We start from the raw sequence: 20648 nt of genomic DNA, 5'->3' as shown, positions 1-20648 counted from the left end.
CGCCGGCCTTCGCCAGCGTCATCGTGATCGCCGCCGTCAGCGTCGTCTTGCCGTGGTCAACGTGGCCGATCGTGCCGATGTTGCAGTGCGGCTTGTTACGTTCGAACTTTTCCTTGGCCATATCTCTTAGCTCCTGTCCCCCAAACGGGGTCCTTTAAGGTTGGGGGTGTGGGTTAGGCGTACTTCTTGATCACTTCGTCGGCGACGTGTTGCGGCACCGGGTCATAGTGGTCGTACTGCATGGTGAACTGCGCGCGGCCTTGCGACATGCCGCGCAGGTTGTTGACGTAGCCGAACATGTTGGCCAGCGGCACGAAGGCGTTCACGACGGTGGCGTTGCCGCGCACGTCCTGGCCCTGGATCATGCCGCGACGGCCGTTCAGGTCGCCGATGACCGAACCCAGATACTCCTCCGGGGTCACGACCTCGACGGCCATGATCGGTTCCAGCAGCTTGGGCGCGCCCTGGGTGCGCAGTTCCTTGAAGGCGGCGCGCGAAGCGATTTCAAACGCCAGCACCGAGGAGTCCACGTCGTGGTAGGCGCCGTCGATCAGGGTGGCCTTGAAGTCGATCAGCGGGAAGCCGGCCAGCAGGCCGTTGTCCTTGGCGGACTCGATGCCCTTCTGGACGCCCGGGATATATTCCTTGGGCACGTTGCCGCCGACGATCTTGGACTCGAACACGAAGCCCGAACCCGGCTCGCCCGGCTCGAACAGCATCTTGATGCGGGCGAACTGACCCGTGCCGCCGGTCTGCTTCTTGTGCGTGTAGTCGATCTCGGCGGCCTTGCCGAGGGACTCGCGGTAGGCCACCTGCGGCGCGCCGATGGTCGCCTCGACCTTGTAGGTGCGCTTCAGGATGTCGATCTTGATGTCCAGGTGCAGCTCGCCCATGCCCTTCAGGATCGTCTGGCCCGACTCGTGGTCGGTGGAGACGGTGAAGGACGGATCCTCGGACGCCAGCTTGGCCAGGGCGACGCCCAGCTTCTCCTGGTCGGCCTTGGTCTTGGGCTCGACGGCGATCTCGATGACCGGCGCCGGGAACTCCATCTTCTCAAGGATGACGGGCGACTTGACCGGGTCGCACAGGGTGTCACCGGTGCGGGTGTCCTTCAGGCCGGCCAGGGCGACGATGTCGCCGGCGTAGGCTTCCTTGATGTCCTCACGGTTGTTGGAGTGCATCAGCAGCATGCGGCCGACGCGCTCTTTCTTGTCGCGGGTCGAGTTCAGCAGGCCCATGCCCGTTTCCATCTTGCCGGAGTAGATGCGGCAGAAGGTCAGCGAACCGACGAAGGGGTCGTCCATGATCTTGAACGCCAGAACCGACAGCGGCTCGTCGTCCGAGGCGTGACGGACGACCGGCTCTTCGGTCTTGTAGTCCAGGCCCGGAGTCGGGGGGATGTCCAGCGGCGACGGCAGATAATCGACCACTGCGTCCAGCAGCGGCTGCACGCCCTTGTTCTTGAACGCCGAGCCGCACAGGATCGGATAGAAGGCCGCCGTCAGAACCGCCTTGCGCAGGCACTTCTTGATTACGTCCTCGGAGGGCTCGTTGCCTTCCAGGTAGGCTTCCATCGCCTCGTCGTCGAGTTCGACGGCGCTCTCGATCAGATAGCTGCGGGCGGCCGTGGCCTTCTCGACCAGATCAGCGGGGATCTCTTCCTCGGAGAACTCGGCGCCCAGGCCGTCGTTTTCCCAGATGATCGCCTTCATGCGCACCAGATCGACGATGCCGCGCAGGTCGGATTCCTGACCGACCGGCAGCTGGATCGGAACGGCCTTCACGCCCAGGCGGTCGCGGATCGACTGAACCGAGGTTTCGAAGTCGGCGCCCAGCTTGTCCATCTTGTTGACGAAGATGATGCGCGGCACGCGGTACTTGTCGGCCTGGCGCCAGACAGTCTCGGTCTGGGGCTCCACGCCGGCGTTGCCGTCCAGCACGGTCACCGCGCCGTCGAGCACGCGCAGCGAGCGCTCGACTTCAATGGTGAAGTCCACGTGGCCCGGGGTGTCGATGATGTTGAGGCGCTTCTCTTTCCAGAAGGCGGTCGTCGCGGCGGACGTGATGGTGATGCCGCGCTCCTGCTCCTGGTCCATCCAGTCCATGGTCGCGGCGCCGTCGTGGACTTCGCCGATCTTGTGGGACTTGCCGGTGTAATAGAGAATCCGCTCGGTCGTCGTCGTCTTGCCCGCGTCGATGTGGGCCATGATGCCGAAGTTGCGGTAATCCTCGATCTTGTTGATGCGGGCCATATTCGAAAACTCGGGTGTTCGGCGCCGATCCGGCGCCTGGGTCAGGGAGGGGTCTTCAGGAGCGCGGGCGGTCTAACGCAAACCGCCCGCTTCTTGAAGGGCCGTCAGCCGGAAATCCGGCTTACCAGCGGTAGTGAGAGAAGGCGCGGTTGGCTTCGGCCATCTTGTGGGTGTCTTCGCGCTTCTTGACCGCGGTGCCGCGGTTGTTGGCGGCGTCCAGCAGCTCGGCGGCCAGCTTTTCGGTCATGGTGTTCTCGCCGCGGTTGCGCGCGGCGTTGACCAGCCAGCGGATGGCCAGGGCGCGACGGCGATCGGGGCGAACCTCGACCGGCACCTGATAGGTGGCGCCGCCGACCCGGCGCGACCGGACCTCGACCGCCGGAGCGACGTTTTCCAGCGCCGAGTGGAAGGTCGCGACCGGCTCCTGGTCCTTCTTCTTCTCGGCCAGGATTTCGAAGGCGCCGTAGACGATGTTCTCGGCGACGGCCTTCTTGCCCTCGTACATGACGTAATTCATGAACTTGGTGACGATCAGATCACCGTACTTGGGATCCGGCAGAACTTCACGCTTCTGTGCGCGGTGACGACGGGACATGGGGTTATCCTCTTAAATAATATTCTGGACGCGCAGGGCTTACTTCGGACGCTTCGCGCCGTAGTGCGAACGGCGCTGCTTGCGGTCCTTCACGCCTTGCGTGTCCAGCACGCCGCGCAGGATGTGGTAGCGGACGCCGGGAAGGTCCTTCACGCGGCCGCCGCGAATCAGGACCACCGAGTGCTCCTGAAGATTGTGACCCTCGCCGGGGATGTAGCACACGGCTTCGTAGCCGTTCTTGGCCAGGCGGACCTTGGCCACCTTACGAAGCGCCGAGTTGGGCTTCTTCGGGGTCGTCGTATAGACGCGGGTGCAGACGCCGCGACGCTGGGGCGAACCCTCCAGGGCCGGCACCTTGTTGCGCACGGGCTTGGGCTTGCGAGGCTTGCGGATCAGCTGGTTGATCGTAGGCATTCGTGTCTGGTCTCTTCTGCGATGGAGGCGTGTGCCTGTCGGCCGGGGCGCCTCGCGTTCCTTCTTTTGGACGTGGCCGAAAACCGCGCCCGGGCTGTTATCGAGACCGACCGTGCGCTCAAACAGCCCCCGGTTCGCCGCCTCCGGCGAACCGGCGCGACAAGCACAATGGGCCGGAACGCGCGCTTCGGGCGTTCCGGCGGGCTCAGCCCGTCCGTTCGATTGTCACGAGATCAGCAGACGGCGGACCGCCCATGCCTCGAAGTGCGCGCCGTTTACGCTTTGACCCGCAAAAGGTCAAGCGCGTGAAAGCGTTTGCCACATCCGGCCCCCTCCCCTAGCTTGGCCTTGGGCTGGGCTGCGGGTGGACGATTGAGGGGCCATGTCCGCAGTGACACGTCTTGGCAGACTCGCGGCGCGTAACAGGGCCCTGACCACCGTCATGGCCGGGTCGCTGGCGCTGCACCTGGCCCTGCTGGTCACAGTGGGCATGCGGACCGGCCTGGACATGTCCGGCTACAGGTCGCCGCCCGAGCCCCTCTACATCCGGATTGAGCCCCGGCCCATGTTGCGAGGCGAGACGCCGCGCGAAACCCCCGTCACGGTGATCGAGGAGCCTCGCGACGCGCCCGCCCTCACCCGGGAAATTCGCCTGCGCGCGCCCGAGCGTATTGAGGACGAGGAAGAGCGCCGCCGGCTTGAGGCGCTGCGTCTGCCGGTCCGGCCCTCTGCGGCGGATCAGGACGTGGAGCCGCGCTGGCTTGTGACACCCGACGCCGCCGGGGACCAGGTGGCCCGGGCCCTGCGCTCTTCCGGCCTGGCGTGCAGCCGCCCCCGCAACCAGATGACGCCCGCCGAGCGCGCCGCCTGCGACGAGCGCTTCACCGGCGCCGGCGACGCTCCGGCCATTCGCGGCAGCGGCGATCCCGAACGTGACGAAGGCTTCGCCCGTCAGGGTCGCGCCAACATCGCCCGCTATGAAGCGCAGCGCGCGCCGCTGCCGGGCGGAACCGGCGTGGTCGGGCCCGGCGACTGCCCCGGCTCAAACCTTGGCATGGGCTGTGCGGGCGCCCACCTGCGCGAGGTGCCGGGGGTGGACATGCGCCAGGGGGCCGAAACCCCCATCCGTCAGCGCAGCAACCGGGTGGACGAGGATTAGGCCAGCGCCCCGCGCACCCGCCACCCGGCCATCAGGCCCAGCCCCGCCAGCACCGCCATGGCCAGATACCCCAGCGCCCCGTAAGCATCATACAGCGGTCCCGCCATCAGGGTCGCCAGCCCGATCAGCACGCCGGAAGACAGGGCTGACAGCAGGGTCTGGGCCGCCGTCTGGTTGGCGGAGGGCGCCAGACGCTCCACGATCTGCAATCCGGCCAGGAACGTCGCAGCGAAGCTGAGCGCATGCAGGGCCTGCAGCGGCCACAGCAGCCACAGGGGCGGCATTAAGGCCAGGGCGACCCAGCGCACCACAGCCGCCGCGCCCCCGATCATCAGCAGCAGCCACGGCCCGATGCCGCGCCGCCGCCGCCAGGGCTCCACCATCCACATGAACAGCACCTCGGCGATGACGCTGAAGCCCCACAGCATGCCGGTCATGGACTCCGGGATGCCCCGCGCCTTCCACTCGATGGCCGAGAATCCGTACAGGAAGGCGTGGGTGGCCTGGATGGCGCCCACGGCCAGGATGGCGGTCATGAACACCGGGTCGGCGACCAGGGCGCCCAGGCCCCGGAATCGCTCTCGCTTCGGCGGGGCGGCGCCCTCCCGGACCCGCTCGGCGGGCAGGACGGTGAGGGCGACCACCGCGCCGATCAGACAGGCGGCGGCGATCCAGACGATGATCACGTCGGGCGAGGCGCGCAGCAGCAGCGCCCCCATGGCCACATTGGCGACCACGAAGGCCAGAGACCCGGCGCTGCGCGGGGCGGCGAAGGTGAATCCCTCGCGCGCGGCGCCCCTCAGGGTCAGCACGTCGGCCAGGGGGATCACCGCCGCCGCCGCCGTGGCCCCGATGAACCACAAGGGCAGCCACAGGGCGAAACCCTCCACCAGCCCCGCCGCTCCGTATCCGAGCGCCGCCACCACGCTGAGGATGGCGATGGCGGTGCGGCGCAGGGCGAAGCCGTCGGCCCAGACCGCGATCATGGGCCCGGTCACCAGCCGCGCCAGCATGGGCGCCGCCAGCAGGGTCCCGATCTCGGCCCCGCTCAGCCCCTGGGACTGGAACCACAGGCCGGCGAACGGCAGGCTGACGCCGGTGGCGCCGAACAGCAGGATGTAGTGCAGCGCATTGCGCCAGGCGGTGCTCATGGCCGGGCCTTTAGCAGGCGGGCGGGTTACACAACCAGCCGCTCATTCCCGCGAAAGCGGGAACCCAGTCCTTTGGGTGTTGCAGCGGGCAAAGGATATCCACGGCGCCGGTCCTGAAATACAGGTGCAGCTGGACAGAACTGGGTCCCCGCTTTCGCGGGGATGAGCGGAAAAACGGATCAGGCCGTGTCCTGCCGCCGGAACAGCCGGCCCTTCTCGGCCCACAGCACGAACACCAGCGCCCCCAGACCGCAGACCACGAAGCCCAGGGACAGGGGCAGGGTCGAGCCGTCGTACTGCTGGCCGATGAAGAAGCCGATCAGGGCCCCGCCCACGGTGGTGATCAGTCCCTGCACCGAGGACGCCGTGCCCGCGATATGGCCCAGCGGCTGCATGGCCATGGCCCCGAAATTGCCGGGCACCAGGCCGAAGAACAGCATGGTGGCGGCCTGCAGGGCGATGAAGGTCCACAGGGTCTCATGGCCCATGGCGGAGACCAGCACGTGCAGCGCCGCCATGCCGGTGAAGCCGAACAGGGCCAGGTGCGACAGGAACCGCATGCCCAGCCGCTCCACCAGCCGCGCATTAAGGATCGAGGCCACGGCGATGGCCCCCGCAATGCCCGCGAAGGCGATGGGGAAGACATTGGGCCGCCCGAAGGTGTCGGCGAAGATCTGCTGGGCCGAGTTGATGAAGCCGAACAGGGCGCCGGTGATCATCATCATGCCCAGCATGTAGCCCACCGCCTGGCGATGGGTCAGGCTCTCGCGGAAGCCCGCCGCGATGCGGCTGATTTTGATGGGCAGGCGATACTCGGGGTGCAGGGTCTCCGGCAGCTTGAAGGCGCACCAGACCAGCCCCGCCGCGCCCGCCGCGCCCAGCACCAGGAAGATGGCCCGCCACTCGGCGAAGAACAGCACCAGCTGGCCCAGGCTGGGCGCGATGATCGGCACGCCCAGGAAGACGATAAAGGCCAGCGACATGACCCGGGCCATGGTCCGGCCGGAGTAGCAGTCGCGCACGATGGACACCGCCAGCACCCGCAGCGCCGCCGCCCCCACGCCCTGCAGGGCCCGCGCGATCAGCAGGCTGTCGAAGGTGGGCGCCAGGGCCGCGATCAGGCCGAACAGGGTGTAGATCCCGAGGCCGATCAGCAGCAGCGGCTTGCGCCCGAACCGGTCGGCCAGCGGCCCATAGACGATCTGCGCCCCGCCGAAGCCCAGCAGATAGGCGGTCACCACCCACTGCCGGTCATTGTCCGCCAGCACGCCCAGGTCCGACCCGATCTGCGGCAGGGCCGGCAGCATGGCGTCGATGGCCAGGGCGTTCAGCGCCATCAGGGCGGCGATGGTGACGACAAAGGCCCTGAACCCCAGACCGGGATGCGGCGGGGCGGACGAAGGGGAGGCTGGCGCGGACATCGGCCCCATATCGGCGCACGATGTGACGGAAGCTAGGGCGAGAAGGAAAAATCCTCCCCCCTTGGGGGAGGGGGACCATGCGAAGCATGGTGGAGGGGGTCCATCCGCCGCACGATCAAAAGACCTGTCCGCCGAACAACCTTGACCATAATATCCGCCTCATGGACGCCACGAAGGAAACCGTCACCCGGGCCCGTCAGCTTCGTCGCAAGTTGACCTTGCCCGAGGTGATCCTCTGGAACGCTTTGCGCGGTCGCCGCATGGATGGCCGGCGTTTCCGCCGCCAGCATCCGCTCGGCCCGTACATCCTCGATTTCTACTGCGCAGAGGCGCGGCTGGCCGTGGAGATCGACGGATCGGCTCACGACCATCCGGACAAGGTCGAGCACGACCAGCGCCGCACGCGATGGCTGGAAAGCTGCGGCGTTCGGGTGCTGCGCATTCCAGCGCGCGAGGTGCTCGGAAATCTGGATGGGGTGCTGGCCGGGTTGTGCGTCGCGCTAGGGGCGACCCGAGCACAGCGGTGAAGCGGAAACACCCCCTCCACCGCTTCGCGGTCCCCCTCCCCCAAAGGGGGAGGATTTACGCCGCCCGGTTCGAGCCCTCCGGCGCGGTCCAGCGCAGCACCGGCTGGCGGGCGGCGCGGGTTTCGTCCAGACGCCGCATGGGGGCGTGGAACGGGGCGCCCTTGAAGCGGTCCACGTCGCCGGCCTTGGCCGCCGTCGCCAGCGCGCGCATGGCCTCGATGAAGCGGTCCAGCTCGGCCTTGGACTCCGTCTCGGTGGGCTCGATCAGCATCGCCCCGTGCACCACCAGCGGGAAATACATGGTCATGGGGTGGAAGCCCTCGTCGATCATCGCCTTGGCGAAATCGAGGGTGGTGATGTCCGTGCCCTTCAGCCATTCGTCGTCGAACAGGGCCTCGTGCATGCACGGCCCCTCGGGGAAGGCCGGGCTCATCAGGTCCTCAAGGCGGGCCTTGATGTAGTTGGCGTTCAGCACCGCGTCCTCGGCCACCTGACGCAGGCCGTCCGAGCCGTGGCTCATCATGTAGCTGAGCGCGCGCACATACATGCCCATCTGGCCCTGGAAGGCGCACAGGCGGCCGAACGCCTGTTCCGCCTCGTCCTCGGCGAACTCCAGCAGCTTGAAGCCGTCCTTGCCGCCGACCACCCAGGGGGCCGGGGCGAACGGGGCCAGCGCCTCGGACAGCACCACCGGGCCCGCGCCCGGTCCGCCGCCGCCGTGGGGCGTGGAGAAGGTCTTGTGCAGGTTGATGTGCATGGCGTCGACGCCCAGATCGCCCGGCCGCACCCGGCCGACGATGGCGTTGAAATTGGCGCCGTCACAGTAGAAATACGCCCCCGCCTCGTGGGTCAGGCGGCTGATCTCCAGAATGTCCCGCTCGAACAGGCCGCAGGTGTTGGGATTGGTCACCATGATGGCGGCCACGTCGTCGCCCAGCCTGGCCTCCAGATCCGCCAGATCCACGCGCCCGTCGTCGGTCTGGGCGATCTCCACCACCTGATAGCCGACGAAGGCGGCGGTGGCGGGATTGGTGCCGTGGGCGCTGGTGGGCACCAGCACCTTGTTGCGGGGCTTGTCCGAGCGCAGGCCGTGACCCGCCGCCCGGTGCGCCGCGCGAATGGCCATCAGGCCGCACAGCTCGCCGTGGGCGCCGGCCTTGGGCGACAGCGCCACCGCCGGCATGCCGGTCAGGCTGGTCAGCCAGTGCGACAGGGAGTCCATCAGCTCCAGCGCGCCCTGCACCGTGGACTGCGGCTGCAGCGGGTGGATGTCCGAGAAGCCCGGCAGGCGCGCCATCTTCTCGTTCAGGCGCGGGTTGTGCTTCATGGTGCACGAGCCCAGCGGATAAATGGCCAGATCGATGGCGTGGTTCTTCTGGCTCAGCCGCACATAGTGGCGCATGGCCTCGGGCTCGCTCAGGCCCGGCAGGCCGATGGGATCGGCCCGCACCAGACCGCCCAGATCGCCGCCGTCGGTCTTCGGCTCCGGCAGGTCGACGCCGGTCTTGCCCCAGCCCTCGCCCTCAAAGATCAGCGCCTCGTCCTGCAGCAGGCCGCGACCGCCCGTCAGGGTGTCGGGCTTGGTCGAGACTTCGTTCGGCGTCGTGGGGCGTCCCACAGTGTTCATGGTGCTCATCACAGAACCTCCGCCAGGGCGGTCTTCAGGGATTGGATGTCGTCATCCGTCGTGGTCTCGGTGGCCGCGATCAGCAGCACGTCGTCGAAGCGGGCGCCGGGGTTCAGGCGGCCATAGGGCACGCCCGCCAGCACGCCGCGCTCGGCCAGCTGGTCGACCACCTCGGCGGCGTTCCTGGGCAGCTTCACCGCGAACTCGTTGAAGAAGCGCGGAGTCAGCACCTCCACGCCCGGCACCGACGCCACCGCATCGCGGGTCGCCAGCGCCTTCTCGTGGTTCAGCAGGGCCATGCGGCGCAGGCCCGTCTCGCCGAGCAGGCTCATGTGGATGGTGAACGCCAGCGAGCAGAGCCCGGAGTTGGTGCAGATGTTCGACGTCGCCTTGTCGCGGCGAATGTGCTGCTCGCGGGTGGACAGGGTCAGGACGAAGCCGCGCCGCCCCTCCGCGTCCGCCGTCTCGCCGCACAGGCGGCCGGGCATCTGGCGCACCAGCTTGTCGCGGGTGGCGAACAGTCCGACGTACGGGCCGCCGAAGTTCAGCGCATTGCCGATGGACTGGCCCTCGGCCGCCACGATGTCCGCGCCCATCTCGCCCGGCGACTTCAGCAGGCCCAGCGAGACCACCTCGGTCACCACCACGATCAGCAGGGCGCCGGCGGCCTGGGCCGCCTCGGCGATCTTCGTCACGTCGGTGGCCGTGCCGAACACGTTCGGCGTCTGCACCACCACGCAGGCGGTGTCGGCGTCGATGGCCGCGATCACCGCGTCCTCGGCGTCGATGGCCGGGTCCAGCGCCTGGGTCTCGACCCCCACCGCGTGCACCACCGTCTCGGTGGCCGACACATAGTGCGGGTGCACGCCGCCCGAGATCACCGCCTTGTTCCGGCGCGTCACCCGCGTGGCCATCAGCACGCCCTCGGCCATGGCGGTTGAGCCGTCATAGAGCGAGGCGTTGGCGACCGCCATGCCGGTCAGGTTCGCCACCTGGGTCTGGAATTCGTACAGATACTGCAGCGTGCCCTGGGCGATTTCCGGCTGATAGGGCGTGTAGCTGGTCAGGAACTCGGACCGCTGGATGATGTGGTCCACCGTCGCCGGCACATGGTGGCGATAGGCCCCGGCCCCGCAGAAGAACGGCGCATCCCCCGCCGCGGTGTTCTTCCCCGCCATGCGCTTGAGGGCGCGCTCGACCTCAAGCTCCCCCATCACGCGGGGCAGGTCCACAAAGCCGTCGCGCCGCGCCGCCTGGGGCACGTCCACGAACAGGTCATCCACGGATTTCGCCCCGATGGCGGCCAGCATGGCCGCGCGGTCGTCGGGCGTCAGGGGGAGGTAGCGCATGGCGGGGAGGTCCGTGCTGAAAGGGCTTTAGAGCGTGGTCAGATACTGGTCGTAGGCCGCCTGATCCATCAGGGCGTCCAGCGCCGAGGCGTCGGCCACCTTGATCCGGGCGAACCAGCCGTCGCCCTGCGGGTCGGCGTTGACCGTCTCGGGGGCCGAGGCCAGCACGGCGTTGGCCTCGACCACTTCACCGGCGACGGGGGCGTAGACGTCCGAGGCCGCCTTGACGCTCTCGACCACGGCGAAGCTGTCGCCCGCCTTCACGGTCTTGCCCACTTCCGGGGTCTCGACGAACACCACGTCGCCCAGCGCATCGGCGGCGTGCTTGGAGATGCCGACGGTGGCGACGTCGCCGTCCAGACGGACCCACTCATGTTCCTTGGTGTAACGCATTGGCTGGTTCCTTGCGGGCCTGAAATCAGGACCTGGGTTTGCGATAATAGCGGTTGGCGACGAACGGCGTGGCGACCACCTCGGCGGCCAGCGGCTTGCCGCGCACGATGACGGTCAGGGCGGTCCCGATCTCCGAGAACGCCGGCGGCGCATAGCCCATGGCGATGTTCTTGCCGAGTGTCGGCGACGGCCCGCCCGAGGTCACCTTGCCGATGACCTTGCCGTCCGCATCGGCGATCTCCGCGCCTTCACGGGCCGGGGCGCCTTCCTTGACGTGCAGGCCGACGCGGACCCGCGACAGGCCGCCGTCCAGCTCCTTCGCGATACGGTCGGCGCCGGGGAAGTCGGCGCGCTCCTTGCGCGACTTCGACAGGGCGAAGGTCAGGGCGGCCTCCACCGGGCTGGTGGTCTCGTCGGCGTCGTGGCCGTACAGCGGCAAACCCGCCTCCAGCCGCAGCGAGTCCCGCGCGCCCAGGCCGATGGGTTTGACCCGCGCGTCTTCGAGGATAGTGTTCCAGATGCGCTCGGCCTGATCCGCCGGCACCGAGATCTCGTAGCCGTCCTCGCCGGTGTAGCCCGAGCGCGAAACAAAGCAGTCCGCGCCGAACAGCATCAGCCGCGCACAGTCCATGAAGCCGAAATCCGCCAGCACCGGCTCGTGCGCCGCCATCACCTCGGCGGCTTCCGGCCCCTGGATCGCCAGCAGGGCCCGGTCCAGCCGGGTCAGCTTGGCGTCGCCCTGAAGCCCCGCCTCGATATGGGCGAAGTCGGCGTCCTTGCAGGCGGCGTTGACCACGATGAACAGGCCGTCGTGGTCGGGCTTGCCCGCCATCAGGTCGTCCATGATCCCGCCCTGGTCGTTCAGCAGCAGGGAGTATTTCTGGCGGCCCGCTTTCAGGATTTCATAGTCGCCGGGCACGAAGCGCTCGAACTGCGCCACGGCGTCCGCGCCGGTCAGCTTGGCCTGGCCCATGTGCGAGACGTCGAACAGGCCGGCGTGCTCGCGGGTCCAGCGGTGCTCGGCCAGCACGCCCTCGTACTGGACCGGCATGTCATAGCCCGCGAACGGCACCATGCGCGCGCCCAGCAATCGGTGCGCGGCGTTCAGCGGCGTGGTCTTCAGAATCTGGTCGCTCATGGGCGCGCTCCGGCTGAGGTGGGTCGGCGGCGCACCGGGCGAAGCTTCGCCCGTCACGCGCCCCCGCTGTCCTGAAGCCTGAGAGATTCCGGCGCCGAGCGTATGGCGCCTTGCTCCGTCGGCGAGCCCGAAGGCTGCTTTCCAGCGTTCCTGAGCCGTCGCGGTCCTTTTGCCTGAGCGTTTCCGGGGCGGTTGCGCCTTCGGCTCCGAGGCCCGGAATCAGGACCTCGATCTCTCCCGCGAGAGCCCGTCTTCCCTGTGCGCGGAACCCTTCGGAGTCAAGCGCCGCCGTGCCGCAGGGCCTGCGCCAGTCCACGCGCCGCCGCCCTGACGTCGGCCCAGGTCACGTCGAAACCGTCGTCGCCGCCGTAATACGGATCCTCCACCGGCTCCCCCGCCCGGCCCGCGTGATCCAGCATCAGGCTGAGCTCGGCCTGCGCGCCGGGCGGTCTCAGTCGTTCCAGATTGGCGAGATTTTCGCCGTCCATGGCCACGATGTGGGTGAAGCGGTCGAAGTCGTCCCCCCTCACCCGCCGCGCCCGGTAGCCGCCGATGTCCACGCCGTTGCGACGGGCGACGGCCTGGGCCCTGGGGTCCGGCGGCTCGCCCTGATGCCAGCCCCCCGTACCCGCCGAATCGACGTCCACCGCCAGCCCCAGCCGCTCCGCCTCCAGCCGGAACGCCGCCTCGGCCAGGGGCGAACGACAGATGTTGCCCAGACACACGAACAGGACAGCGATTTTCGACATCGGGACCACTCTTTATTCTTGCCGCGCGCAAACCCGTCGCGCCGCGCGGAAATCGGACGCCCGGGTCTTCTAAACGCAGCCGTTACCCGCTAGCAAAACGCCTTCGGAAACGGGTGATCGTTGTTCCGGGCTGATTCCGAGGAGCCGCCTTGCTGCTTGCCTTCCTGGCTGTCCTGCCGCTGATCGGCGCCCTGGCGCCCGCCCTCGCCATCCGCGCGGGCCGCGACGCCTGCGCCCTTGCCGCCGGTTTGGTGACGCTGTCGGCCATCATCATCCTGGCGACCATGGCCCCGGCGGTCATGGCGGGCGAGGTGATCCAGGCCCGCATGGACTGGATCCCGTCCCTGGGGCTGAACGCCAATTTCTTCCTTGATCCTCTGGGCCTGATGTTCGCCGGCATGATCCTGGGCATCGGCCTGCTGATCATCATCTACGCCCGGTTCTACCTGTCCAAGGCCGACCCCATGGGGCGGTTCTTCACCTATCTGCTGCTGTTCCAGGGCGCGATGCTGGGCATCGTGCTGTCGGACAACGTCCTGCTTCTGCTGATCTTCTGGGAGCTGACCAGCCTGTCGTCCTTCCTGCTGATCGGCTTCTGGCGTCACCTGCCCGAGGGGCGTCAGGGCGCGCGCATGGCCCTGGCGATCACCGGCGCGGGCGGGCTCAGCCTGATCGGCGGCCTGATGATCCTGGGCAATATCGCCGGGTCCTACGACCTGACCGTGATCCTGCAAAACCGCGAGGCGATCCAGGCCTCGCCGCTGTACCTGCCCGCCCTGATCCTGATCCTCGGCGGCTGTTTCACCAAGTCGGCCCAGTTCCCGTTCCACTTCTGGCTGCCCCACGCCATGGCCGCCCCCACGCCGGTCAGCGCCTATCTGCACTCGGCCACCATGGTGAAGGCGGGCGTCTTCATGCTGGCCCGCCTGTGGCCGGTGCTGGCGGGCACGGACGCCTGGTTCCTGATCGTGGCCTCCACCGGCCTCGTCACCATGGTGGTCGCCGCCTGCATCGCCCTGTTCAAGGACGACCTGAAGGGCCTGCTGGCCTATTCCACGGTCAGCCATCTGGGCTTCCTGACCATGCTGTTCGGTCTGGGCACCCCCATCGCGGCGGTGGTCGGCGTGTTCCACATCATCAACCACGCCACCTTCAAGGCCGCCCTGTTCATGAACGCGGGCATCGTCGATCACGAGGCGGGCACCCGCGATCTCAAGCGTCTGGGCGGGCTGTTCAGTCTCATGCCCATCGCCGGGACCCTGGCCCTGATCGCGGGCCTGTCCATGGCGGGCATTCCGCCGTTGAACGGCTTCATCTCCAAGGAGATGATGCTGGAGGAAGCCGCCCACACCGTCTGGCTGGGCCAGCCGTGGGTGTTCCCGGTGCTCGCCACCCTCGGCGCGACCCTGTCGGTGGCCTATTCGCTGCGCTACGTGATCCACGTCTATTTCGGGCCGAAGCGCGACGACTATCCGAAGAAACCCCACGATCCGGGCGTCGGCCTGTGGGGCCCGCCCGCGGTCCTGACCGCGCTGGTGGTCCTGATCGGCCTCATGCCCGCCCTGTTCGCCGGCCCCATCGTGGCGGCGACGGCCGGCGCCGTGATCGGCGCGGACCTGCCCTACTACTCGCTGACCCTCTGGCACGGCGTGACCCCGGCCCTGTTCATGAGCATCATCGCCGTGGCCGCGGGCGCCCTGCTTCTGTGGCGTCACCGCAATCTCGAAGCGATCTGGACCCGCATCGGCGTGCCCGAGGCCAAGGCCATGTTCGACGGTTTCGTGGAGGCCCTGGCCGCCGCCTGTCGCCGCCTGACCCTGAAAGTCCACAACGGCTCCCTGCAGCGCTACCTGGCCTTCTTCGTGGGAACCGCCATCGTGGTGGGCCTGGCCGGTTTCTTCACCGCGAGCCACAGCGAGGGCACGCGCGAGGTCATCGCCGCCACCCCCGTCGCCATGATCGCCTGGCTGGTGCTGATCGCCGCCACCCTCGCCGTGGTGGTCGCCCACCGGGCGCGGTTCCTGTCGCTGATCTTCATCAGCGTGGTGGGCTCCACCATCGCCCTGACCTTCGTCTATCTGTCCGCCCCCGACCTGGCCCTGACCCAGATCTCGGTGGAGGTGGTGACCATCCTGTTGCTGCTGCTGGCCCTGAACCTGATGCCCAAGACCTCGCCGGCGGAAAGCTCGATCCCACGCAGGCTGCGCGATGGCCTGCTGGCGATCACCGGCGGACTGGGCGTGGGCGCGGCGGCCTGGGCCGTCATGACCCGCGACGGCATGGAGTCCATCTCCCGCTTCCACTGGGAGAACAGCTATTCCGGCGGCGGCGGCACCAATGTGGTCAACGTCATCCTCGTGGACTTCCGCGGTTTCGACACCTTCGGCGAGATCATCGTGCTGGGCATCGCGGCGCTGGCCATCTTCGCCCTGCTGGACACCGCCGACCGGGGCGCGGCCGGACGCCGTCTGGCGGGCTGGACGCCGGACCTGATCCGCTCGCCTGAGCGTCACCCCATGATGCTGGTGGTGGCCACCCGCCTGTTGCTGCCCCTGGCCCTGATGGCGGGCCTGTACATCTTCCTGCGCGGCCACAACGAGCCCGGCGGCGGCTTCATCGCCGGACTGGTGTTCTCCATCGCCCTGCTGATGCAGTTCATGGCCTCCGGCTGGGGCTGGGCCGACGCCCGCCTGCGCGCGGACAACCACAACCTGATCAGCTGGGGCGTGCTGATCGCGGGCCTGACCGGCGTCGGCTCGATGCTGTTCGGCGCGCCGTTCCTGACCAGCGCCTTCGACTATTTCACCCTGCCCGTGGTGGGCGAGTTCGAGCTGGCCACCGCCATGCTGTTCGACATCGGCGTGGCGCTGACCGTGGTGGGCGCCGTCATGCTGGCCCTGGCCCAGCTGTCCCGCGTCGGTCAGCGCGCCGAGAACCTTCAGCCTTCCGAGCACCCGATGGATATCGATCCCGCCCGTGACCCGTCCATGGAGACGAGGTCATGAGTCTGGAGTTCCTGATCGCCACCGCCATAGGCGTCATGACGGCGGCCGGCATCTACCTGGTCCTGCGCCGCCGCACCTTCCCGGTGGTCCTGGGCCTGGCCTTCCTGTCCTACGCCATCAATGTGTTCCTGTTCTCCATGGGGCGCGTGGTGGTGGATCTTCCGCCGATCTATGACAGCGCCGCGCCCGGCTATTCGGACCCGCTGCCCCAGGCCCTTGTGCTGACCGCCATCGTCATCGCCTTCGGCATGACCGCCTTCGTGGTGATCCTGGCCCTGCGGGCCTACCTCGAAACCGGAACCGATCAGGTGGACGGCCTGCCGGACGCCGTCCGCCCGGTGGAGGACGGCGTCGACGCCGACTCCATCATCCCCGACACCGAGGTGAAGGCGCCGCCCCCCCCAGGTCGCCCGAAGGGCGGCAGGAGGACCCGGAAATGACCGCCGCCATCGCTCCCTGGGTCGTCGCCCCTGTCATCATTCCGGCCCTGGCCGCGGCCCTGATCCTGCTGGTCATGCGTCGGCGCCTGGTGCTGTCGCGGGTCACGACCCTGGCGGTCTCGGCCGCCCTGGTGGTCATCAGCGCCGTCATGGTGGCCCACGCCTCCACCGGCGAGGTGGTCGCCTACGCCATGGGGAACTGGTCCGCGCCCTTCGGCATCGTGCTGGTTCTGGACCGCCTGTCCGCCCTGATGGTGCTGCTCACATCCGTGGTGGCCCTGGGCGTGCTGATCTACGCCATCGCCACGGGGCTGGACCGCAAGGGCTGGCACTTCCACCCCCTGTTCCAGTTCCAGCTGCTGGGCCTGAACGGCGCCTTCCTGACCGGCGACCTGTTCAACCTGTTCGTCTTCTTCGAGGTGCTGCTGCTGGCTTCCTACGGCCTGATGCTGCACGGCCAGGGCGCCGCGCGCCTGAAGGCAGGGGTGCAGTACGTCATCATCAACCTGGCCGGATCGGTGCTGTTCCTGATCGCGGTGGGGATGCTCTACGGCGTCACCGGCACCCTCAACATGGCCGACATGGCCCTGCGCGTGGCCGCCGCGCCCGAGGGGGACCAGGCCCTGCTCAAGTCCGCCGGCCTGTTGCTGATCGTCCTGTTCGCGCTCAAGGCGGCGCTGGTTCCGCTGCACTTCTGGCTGCCGCGCACCTACGCCCACACCTCCGGCGCGGTGGCGGCCCTGTTCGCCATCATGACCAAGGTGGGCGCCTACTGCATCATCCGCGTCGCCACCCTGATCTTCGGCGACGACAGCCAGGCCTCCGCCTGGGCGGCGGCCGACTGGATGCTGCCCGCCGCCCTGGTCACCATCACCCTGGGATATTTCGGGGTTCTGGCCGCGAAGGGTCTGCGGGATCTGGCCGCCTACGCGGTGATCGGCTCCATGGGCACCCTGCTGGCGGCGGTGGCGGTGTTCCAGCCGGACGCCATGTCCGCGGCCCTGTATTACACCGTCCACTCCACCCTGGCGGGCGCGGCCCTGTTCCTGGTCATGGATATGATCGCCGCGCGCCGGGGCGAATACGGCGACGCCATCAATGTGGGGCCCCGCTTCCAGGATGTGGAGAAGCTTTCGGCCCTGTTCTTCCTCGCCGCCATCGCCATGGTCGGCCTGCCGCCCCTGTCCGGCTTCCTGGGCAAGCTGCTGATCCTGGACGGCGTGCGTGACGCGCCGGGCGGATACTGGGTCTGGGCCGTCATCCTGATCACCACCGTCATCGGCATCCTCGGCTTCGCCCGCGCCGGCAGCCAGATCTTCTGGAAGAGCGCCTCGGTCGAGGGCGACTGCAAGGCCGGCCGCATCCACGGCGGCGGCGCGACCATGGCCGTGGCGGCCGGCTTCATCGCCCTGCTGGCCGCTTCGGCCCTCTTCGCCGGGCCGCTGACCGCCTATACGGACGCCACGGCCGCCCAGCTGTTCGACCCTGACGCCTACATCAACACCGTCATGGGAGGCCAGTCGTGAGCGAGCTTCCGGTCCAGCGCCCGTCCCTGATCCAGCGCATCCTGCCGCACCCGGCCCTGTCGGTGATGCTGGTGGTGGTGTGGATGCTCCTGCTGAACAGTCTCAGCTGGGGCGGGCTGGTGCTGGCCGTCGCCTTCGCCGTGGCCATCCCGCTGCTCACCAGCCGGTTCTGGCCGGGCAATCCGCGCATGCGCTTCGGCCCGCCCCTTTGGGGCTATCTGGCCATTGTGCTGTGGGACATCATGGTGGCCAATTTCCAGGTGGCCTGGATCATCCTGTTCCGCCGCAACCGGGACCTGCGTTCGCACTGGCTGGTCATCCCCACCGACCTGCGCTCGCCGGAAGCCATCACCGCCTTCGCCGCCACCATCAGCCTGACGCCCGGCACGGTCTCCACCGACATCTCCGCCGACGGCCGGGCCCTGCTGGTGCACATTCTGGATACGGCCGATCCCGACGCCGAGATCGCCCGCATCAAGTCCCGCTACGAGGCCCGCCTGCTGAGGATCTTCCCATGAGCCCCATCGGATACGCCCTCGGATTCGCCATCGGCTGCGTGGCGCTGGGCATGGCCCTGAACCTGTTCCGCCTGCTGCGCGGTCCCACCAGCGGCGACCGCATCCTGGCCCTGGACACCCTGACCATCAACATCATCGCCATGGTGGTGCTGTTCGGTCTGTGGGAGCGCACCGCCAACTATTTCGAGGCCGCCCTGCTGCTGGCCATGGTCGGGTTCCTGGGCACCGTGGCCTATTCCAAATTCCTCCTGCGCGGGGACATTGTGGAGTGACGCCCGTGATCGAGATCATCATCGAATATGTCATCGCCCTGCTGCTGGTCATCGGCGGCGGCTTCCTGCTGGTCGGCTCGTGGGGCCTGGCGCGGCTGCCGTCCCTGATGACGCGCCTGCACGGACCCACCAAGGCCACCACCCTGGGCGTCGGCGCCTGCCTGATCGCCTCCATGATCTTCTTCCCGGCCATGGAGGGGACCTATTCGGCGCACGAGCTGCTGATCACCCTGTTCCTGTTCCTGACCGCGCCGGTGACCGCCAACATGATCGCCAAGTCGCACCTGCACCGTCAGGGCCGCCACATCGATCCCAACCCCGCCGACGACATCCGCGAGGGCCTGCCCCAGCCTTCGGGCGGCAAGACCTGGGCCACCTTCGACGACAGCGCCACCCTGGACCAGAAGGTCGTCAGCGATCTCTGAGGTCATGGGCTCCCGGTTGCCTTGCTGCGCCGCACAAGGCATAGGGGCGGTTCGTCGGACCCGGACCTGATCCGGGTGGCTACGCCGGGCGCCGATCCCCCGGACACACCACAGGCCTGACGGCCGACAGTGGCTGCACCCACGCCGTGACGGGGCGACGGGTCCGCTGGTCCTCCCCGGACGACCCATGAAAATCATCTCCCTCGCGCGCCAGGAGTGGCTCGCCAGCCCCCGCCGCGATCTGCTGGCGGGCACCGTCGTGGCCCTGGCCCTGATCCCCGAGGCCATCGCCTTCTCGATCATCGCCGGGGTCGATCCGGCGGTCGGCCTCTACGCCAGCTTCGTCATCGCCGTGACCATCGCCTTCGTCGGCGGACGCCCGGCCATGATCTCGGCCGCCACCGGCGCCATGGCCCTGCTCATGGTCACCCTCGTGCGGGACCACGGCCTCGAATATCTGTTCGCCGCCTCCATCCTCACCGGGGTGATCCAGATCATCGTCGGGGTGCTGAAACTGGGGCGCTACATCAAATTCGTCTCGCGCTCGGTGATGACCGGCTTCGTCAACTCCCTGGCCATCCTGATGTTTCTGGCCCAGCTGCCCGAGCTCATAGGCGCCAACTGGCAGACGTACGCCATGGTCGCGGGCGGTCTGGCCATCATCTATCTGCTGCCGCGCCTGACCAAGGCCATCCCCTCGCCCCTGATCGCCATCGTGGTGCTGGCCGGTCTGGCCATGTGGCTGAACATCGACGTGCGCACCGTGGGCGACATGGGCCAGATGCCCTCGACCCTGCCCGTGTTCCACCTGCCCGACGTGCCCCTGACATGGGAGACCCTGGCCATCATCGGCCCGGTGGCCGCCACCCTGGCCTTCGTGGGCCTGCTGGAATCCCTGCTGACCGCCAACCTGCTGGACGACATCACCGACACCCCGTCGGACAAGGACATGGAGTCCCGCGGTCAGGGCATCGCCAACATCCTGTCGCCCCTGTTCGGCGGCATGGCCGGCTGCGCCATGATCGGCCAGTCGATCATCAACGTCACCTCCGGCGCGCGCGGGAGACTGTCCACCCTGTGGGCCGGCCTGTTTCTGCTGTTCCTGATCCTGGTGCTTCAGGACTGGGTGGCGCGGATTCCCATGGCCGCGCTGGTGGCCGTGATGATCATGGTCTCCATCGGCACATTCGACTGGGGCTCGGTCCGGCGCCTGCGCTCGACCCCGATGCAGTCCTCCATCGTCATGATCGCCACCACCCTCACCGTGGTCCTGACCCACGACCTGTCCAAGGGCGTGATGCTGGGCGTGATCCTGTCGGCCATCTTCTTCATCCGCCGTCTCGGCAAGATGATCGAGGTGGTCGAAGCCGGGGACAGCACCGACGAGGTGCGCCGCTACACCGTGCGCGGCCACGTCTTCTTCGTCTCGGCGGATCTGTTCGCGGCGGCCTTCGAGTATCACGGCCAGCCCGAGCGCGTGATCATCGACATGAGCGACGCCCACCTGTGGGACATCACCGCCGTCGCCGCCGTGGACAAGGTGGTGTTCCGCTATCGCCGCCGGGGCGTGAAGGTCGAGGTCTACGGCATGAACGCCGCCGCCCGGACCCTGGTCGCCCGCACCGGCAAACACGACAAGGCCCACCTGCCCGAGGGCGCGGTGCATTAGGTTGTCTGCCTTTGACAA

19 protein-coding genes, 1 pseudogene, 1 riboswitch and 1 other annotated feature are annotated in these 20648 nt (G+C 68.2%); of the genes and pseudogenes, 9 read left to right on the top strand and 11 right to left on the bottom strand.

Annotated features, from left to right (window positions below; translation table 11 throughout):
* From ACK4FB_RS13410 to rpsL, 4 genes are all read right to left on the bottom strand, one after another.
* The coding region (locus ACK4FB_RS13410; RefSeq protein ID WP_293345763.1) for a GTP-binding protein at positions 1 to 121 on the bottom strand (121 nt) is incomplete at its 3' end.
* Positions 122 to 173: 52 nt separating this feature from the next.
* Positions 174 to 2252, bottom strand: a complete 2079-nt coding sequence (fusA, locus tag ACK4FB_RS13405) for an elongation factor G (RefSeq protein WP_409753208.1) — start codon at positions 2250 to 2252, stop codon at positions 174 to 176.
* 121 nt (positions 2253 to 2373) lie between these two features.
* The gene (rpsG, locus tag ACK4FB_RS13400; protein ID WP_021697984.1) at positions 2374 to 2847 is read right to left on the bottom strand and encodes a 30S ribosomal protein S7; all 474 of its coding nucleotides are present in this window, start codon (positions 2845 to 2847) and stop codon (positions 2374 to 2376) included.
* 39 nt (positions 2848 to 2886) lie between these two features.
* Entirely contained in the window at positions 2887 to 3261 is a 375-nt protein-coding gene (gene rpsL, locus ACK4FB_RS13395) for a 30S ribosomal protein S12 (RefSeq protein ID WP_021697983.1), read from the bottom strand.
* Positions 3262 to 3643: 382 nt separating this feature from the next.
* On the opposite strand from rpsL, the gene ACK4FB_RS13390 reads away from it, so the two are divergent.
* Positions 3644 to 4420: a hypothetical protein gene (locus ACK4FB_RS13390; protein ID WP_409753205.1), complete on the top strand. Its 777-nt coding sequence runs from the start codon at positions 3644 to 3646 to the stop codon at positions 4418 to 4420.
* Here ACK4FB_RS13390 and ACK4FB_RS13385 read toward each other — a convergent pair.
* Together ACK4FB_RS13385 and ACK4FB_RS13380 are read right to left on the bottom strand one after the other, a co-directional pair.
* Positions 4417 to 5571 (bottom strand): MFS transporter, encoded by a 1155-nt coding sequence (locus ACK4FB_RS13385; RefSeq protein WP_409753202.1) that lies wholly within the window; start codon positions 5569 to 5571, stop codon positions 4417 to 4419. The two genes, ACK4FB_RS13390 and ACK4FB_RS13385, sit on opposite strands and share 4 nt — an antisense overlap.
* Positions 5572 to 5750: 179 nt before the next feature.
* On the bottom strand, positions 5751 to 6992 hold the full coding sequence (locus ACK4FB_RS13380) for a multidrug effflux MFS transporter (protein ID WP_409753199.1): 1242 nt from the start codon (positions 6990 to 6992) through the stop codon (positions 5751 to 5753).
* A 77-nt stretch (positions 6993 to 7069) separates the two neighbouring features.
* Between ACK4FB_RS13380 and ACK4FB_RS13375 the strand changes: the two genes are divergently transcribed.
* Complete coding sequence (locus ACK4FB_RS13375) at positions 7070 to 7519, top strand: endonuclease domain-containing protein (RefSeq protein WP_409753196.1); 450 nt, start codon at positions 7070 to 7072, stop codon at positions 7517 to 7519.
* 55 nt (positions 7520 to 7574) lie between these two features.
* Here ACK4FB_RS13375 and gcvPB read toward each other — a convergent pair whose 3' ends face one another.
* The 5 genes from gcvPB to ACK4FB_RS13350 form a co-directional block, all read right to left on the bottom strand.
* A complete protein-coding gene (gcvPB, locus tag ACK4FB_RS13370) occupies positions 7575 to 9155 on the bottom strand; it encodes an aminomethyl-transferring glycine dehydrogenase subunit GcvPB (protein WP_409753193.1) in 1581 nt (526 codons plus the stop codon).
* Positions 9155 to 10495: an aminomethyl-transferring glycine dehydrogenase subunit GcvPA gene (gcvPA, locus tag ACK4FB_RS13365; protein WP_409753190.1), complete on the bottom strand. Its 1341-nt coding sequence runs from the start codon at positions 10493 to 10495 to the stop codon at positions 9155 to 9157. Before gcvPA ends, gcvPB begins: the two co-directional genes overlap by 1 nt.
* A 27-nt stretch (positions 10496 to 10522) precedes the next feature.
* Positions 10523 to 10888, bottom strand: a complete 366-nt coding sequence (gene gcvH / locus ACK4FB_RS13360; protein ID WP_021697338.1) for a glycine cleavage system protein GcvH — start codon at positions 10886 to 10888, stop codon at positions 10523 to 10525.
* A gap of 25 nt (positions 10889 to 10913) precedes the next feature.
* A complete protein-coding gene (gene gcvT, locus ACK4FB_RS13355; RefSeq protein WP_409753187.1) occupies positions 10914 to 12026 on the bottom strand; it encodes a glycine cleavage system aminomethyltransferase GcvT in 1113 nt (370 codons plus the stop codon).
* A 151-nt stretch (positions 12027 to 12177) separates the two neighbouring features.
* Positions 12178 to 12276: riboswitch (glycine riboswitch) on the bottom strand.
* Positions 12277 to 12304: 28 nt separating this feature from the next.
* Positions 12305 to 12775 carry a low molecular weight protein-tyrosine-phosphatase gene (locus tag ACK4FB_RS13350; RefSeq protein WP_409753184.1) on the bottom strand — a complete coding sequence of 157 codons (471 nt, stop codon included), beginning with the start codon at positions 12773 to 12775 and terminating at the stop codon, positions 12305 to 12307.
* Positions 12776 to 12924: 149 nt separating this feature from the next.
* Here ACK4FB_RS13350 and ACK4FB_RS13345 point away from each other — a divergent pair, with 149 nt between their 5' ends.
* The 7 genes and pseudogenes from ACK4FB_RS13345 (at position 12925) to ACK4FB_RS13315 (ending at position 20630) form a co-directional block, all read left to right on the top strand.
* A complete protein-coding gene (locus ACK4FB_RS13345; protein ID WP_409753181.1) occupies positions 12925 to 15780 on the top strand; it encodes a monovalent cation/H+ antiporter subunit A in 2856 nt (951 codons plus the stop codon).
* A gap of 2 nt (positions 15781 to 15782) precedes the next feature.
* Positions 15783 to 16097, top strand: a pseudogene (locus ACK4FB_RS13340) (Na+/H+ antiporter subunit C); the annotation flags it as partial.
* Positions 16098 to 16216: 119 nt separating this feature from the next.
* Positions 16217 to 17746: a monovalent cation/H+ antiporter subunit D gene (locus ACK4FB_RS13335; protein ID WP_409753178.1), complete on the top strand. Its 1530-nt coding sequence runs from the start codon at positions 16217 to 16219 to the stop codon at positions 17744 to 17746.
* Positions 17743 to 18264 (top strand): Na+/H+ antiporter subunit E, encoded by a 522-nt coding sequence (locus tag ACK4FB_RS13330; RefSeq protein ID WP_409753175.1) that lies wholly within the window; start codon positions 17743 to 17745, stop codon positions 18262 to 18264. The genes ACK4FB_RS13335 and ACK4FB_RS13330 overlap by 4 nt, the downstream gene beginning before the upstream one ends.
* Complete coding sequence (locus ACK4FB_RS13325) at positions 18261 to 18536, top strand: K+/H+ antiporter subunit F (protein WP_292107586.1); 276 nt, start codon at positions 18261 to 18263, stop codon at positions 18534 to 18536. The genes ACK4FB_RS13330 and ACK4FB_RS13325 overlap by 4 nt, the downstream gene beginning before the upstream one ends.
* Before the next feature lie 5 nt (positions 18537 to 18541).
* Positions 18542 to 18961: a Na+/H+ antiporter subunit G gene (locus ACK4FB_RS13320; RefSeq protein WP_409753172.1), complete on the top strand. Its 420-nt coding sequence runs from the start codon at positions 18542 to 18544 to the stop codon at positions 18959 to 18961.
* Between the two features lie 53 nt (positions 18962 to 19014).
* Positions 19015 to 19070: a sequence feature (sul1 is cis-regulatory element that is thought to sense ions involved in sulfur or methionine metabolism; They are found in Alphaproteobacteria), on the top strand.
* An 84-nt stretch (positions 19071 to 19154) separates the two neighbouring features.
* Positions 19155 to 20630 (top strand): SulP family inorganic anion transporter, encoded by a 1476-nt coding sequence (locus ACK4FB_RS13315; protein ID WP_409753220.1) that lies wholly within the window; start codon positions 19155 to 19157, stop codon positions 20628 to 20630.
* Positions 20631 to 20648 lie beyond the last annotated feature (18 nt).

The organism is Brevundimonas sp. (genome assembly GCF_046299535.1).
Lineage (GTDB): Bacteria > Pseudomonadota > Alphaproteobacteria > Caulobacterales > Caulobacteraceae > Brevundimonas.
This window is presented reverse-complemented; position numbering and strand designations above follow the sequence as displayed.

Excerpts from the sequence above, each read along its gene's own strand:
- fusA (WP_409753208.1), bottom strand. The coding sequence starts at position 2,252 with ATGGCCCGCATCAACAAGATCGAGGATTACCGCAACTTCGGCATCATG.
- rpsG (WP_021697984.1), bottom strand. The coding sequence starts at position 2,847 with ATGTCCCGTCGTCACCGCGCACAGAAGCGTGAAGTTCTGCCGGATCCC.
- rpsL (WP_021697983.1), bottom strand. The coding sequence starts at position 3,261 with ATGCCTACGATCAACCAGCTGATCCGCAAGCCTCGCAAGCCCAAGCCC.
- ACK4FB_RS13390 (WP_409753205.1), top strand. The coding sequence starts at position 3,644 with ATGTCCGCAGTGACACGTCTTGGCAGACTCGCGGCGCGTAACAGGGCC.
- ACK4FB_RS13385 (WP_409753202.1), bottom strand. The coding sequence starts at position 5,571 with ATGAGCACCGCCTGGCGCAATGCGCTGCACTACATCCTGCTGTTCGGC.
- ACK4FB_RS13380 (WP_409753199.1), bottom strand. The coding sequence starts at position 6,992 with ATGTCCGCGCCAGCCTCCCCTTCGTCCGCCCCGCCGCATCCCGGTCTG.
- ACK4FB_RS13375 (WP_409753196.1), top strand. The coding sequence starts at position 7,070 with ATGCGAAGCATGGTGGAGGGGGTCCATCCGCCGCACGATCAAAAGACC.
- gcvPB (WP_409753193.1), bottom strand. The coding sequence starts at position 9,155 with ATGAGCACCATGAACACTGTGGGACGCCCCACGACGCCGAACGAAGTC.
- gcvPA (WP_409753190.1), bottom strand. The coding sequence starts at position 10,495 with ATGCGCTACCTCCCCCTGACGCCCGACGACCGCGCGGCCATGCTGGCC.
- gcvH (WP_021697338.1), bottom strand. The coding sequence starts at position 10,888 with ATGCGTTACACCAAGGAACATGAGTGGGTCCGTCTGGACGGCGACGTC.
- gcvT (WP_409753187.1), bottom strand. The coding sequence starts at position 12,026 with ATGAGCGACCAGATTCTGAAGACCACGCCGCTGAACGCCGCGCACCGA.
- ACK4FB_RS13350 (WP_409753184.1), bottom strand. The coding sequence starts at position 12,775 with ATGTCGAAAATCGCTGTCCTGTTCGTGTGTCTGGGCAACATCTGTCGT.
- ACK4FB_RS13335 (WP_409753178.1), top strand. The coding sequence starts at position 16,217 with ATGACCGCCGCCATCGCTCCCTGGGTCGTCGCCCCTGTCATCATTCCG.
- ACK4FB_RS13325 (WP_292107586.1), top strand. The coding sequence starts at position 18,261 with ATGAGCCCCATCGGATACGCCCTCGGATTCGCCATCGGCTGCGTGGCG.